5 tRNA genes are annotated in these 1,015 nt (G+C 53.4%); all 5 read right to left on the bottom strand.

Annotation, left to right across the window (positions count from 1 at the left end):
• Positions 1 to 91: 91 nt before the first annotated feature.
• A tRNA-Lys gene (locus AC1DMG_RS22350) sits at positions 92 to 167 on the bottom strand.
• A gap of 29 nt (positions 168 to 196) precedes the next feature.
• Positions 197 to 273, bottom strand: a tRNA-His gene (locus tag AC1DMG_RS22345).
• A gap of 14 nt (positions 274 to 287) precedes the next feature.
• Positions 288 to 364, bottom strand: a tRNA-Arg gene (locus AC1DMG_RS22340).
• Positions 365 to 391: 27 nt separating this feature from the next.
• Positions 392 to 468, bottom strand: a tRNA-Pro gene (locus AC1DMG_RS22335).
• Between the two features lie 174 nt (positions 469 to 642).
• A tRNA-Arg gene (locus AC1DMG_RS22330) sits at positions 643 to 719 on the bottom strand.
• Between the last annotated feature and the right edge of the window lie 296 nt (positions 720 to 1,015).

Genomic DNA, 1,015 nt, shown 5'->3' with positions numbered 1-1,015 from the left:
CCTTGGGCGTGCCCTGCCAGCGGACTAAGCTTCAGGACAATGGGACACGCAAAACAAAAGGCACCTAGATTTCTCTAGGTGCCTTTCGAATTGGTGGGCCGTGAAAGATTCGAACTTTCGACCAATTGATTAAGAGTCAACTGCTCTACCAACTGAGCTAACGGCCCTGAAACTGTTTGTACTTACTTTCGTCAACTGGGGTGGAAGATGGGACTCGAACCCACGACCCTCGGAATCACAATCCGATGCTCTAACCAGCTGAGCTACATCCACCGCAAACTTTGAACTGGCGCGCCCGACAGGAATCGAACCTGCAACCGTCGGCTTAGAAGGCCGATGCTCTATCCGGTTGAGCTACAGGCGCTTGTGCACATTGTGCATAGCATCTGCATGGTCGGGGCAGAGGGATTCGAACCCCCGACATCCAGCTCCCAAAGCTGGCGCTCTACCAGGCTGAGCTATACCCCGATTTCGAAACCCTCAACCTGTTCGGGCTGAAGCTTTGAAATGCTACGGGTGACGCCTAGCCTAGTCAATCCGTATCAAAGCACACCGAACTTCTAAACCTTACGTTCGGACCGCCTGGCGATTCATTGCCTTGCGGTGCAAGCCGTGATGCGAACATCACATCTTGCTGTTATATGGCGCGCCCGGAGAGATTCGAACTCCCGACCRCCARGTTCGTAGCCWGGTACTCTATCCAACTGAGCTACGGGCGCGTTTTAACTTTTGCCTTGTCGCTTAACCACCGGGGTGGAAAGCGCCGAAGCGAGAAGCGGAATTATTCAGATTCGAGGGCGGTGCGTCAACTCTTTTTTTCAGTTTTTTTGCATTGCCGTGTGGAAATCTTCACGTTCGGCGATGACTGCACTTCACTCGAGCCCGCTATTTTAGCCTTCTGTTTCACTTTCGGCTACACCTTCACGCAAAAAAATTGCCGATCCTTTGTAGGAGCGCACTTGTGCGCGACCGCAGCGCCATGTCGCCTCTGCTTCGCCTGGTTGTCGCGCACAAG

The sequence above is a fragment of the Dyella sp. 01N36 genome, from assembly GCF_056399745.1.
The sequence above is the reverse complement of the archived record's forward strand: the minus strand, read 5'-3'. Positions and strand labels throughout refer to the sequence as shown.